Origin of the sequence: Nocardia sp. JMUB6875, from assembly GCF_041154655.1 — a bacterium.
Classification (GTDB): domain Bacteria; phylum Actinomycetota; class Actinomycetes; order Mycobacteriales; family Mycobacteriaceae; genus Nocardia.
The window spans coordinates 1-325 of the sequence record NZ_BAAFGR010000431.1; the positions used below are offsets into that span (position 1 = coordinate 1).

At 67.7% G+C, this 325-nt stretch carries 1 pseudogene; it reads left to right on the forward strand.

The annotated features are described in order from the left end of the window. Positions 1 to 223, forward strand: a pseudogene (locus ACAM49_RS40400) (HNH endonuclease); the annotation flags it as partial. Positions 224 to 325: the final 102 nt, after the last annotated feature.

Sequence of the window (325 nt, forward strand, 5' to 3'; positions counted from 1 at the left end):
GTTGATCGGGGAAGGCCCGGACAAGTGGAAGACGGTGGTGATGCCACCGGGTTCCGAGCATGCCGGGCGCATCGGCTGGATCGCCCCTGCCTCGATCGATCCCTCTCAGACCCCGCAGGTGAATGACCGTCACCATGCCGGGGAGCTGAAAGCGGCTGCCCTGACCGGGATTCGGAAACGGACGCGCACGCGCCCGGCGGTCCGATGCGGGTTACGTCCCTAATTCCCGTGGCAGCCCCACCCAATGGTGGGGCCCCGTGGGTTGCTTCCCTCCCCAATGCTCGTGCGTGGCTGGCGTGCGCAAAGCACGGGGAAGCGTGGTCGC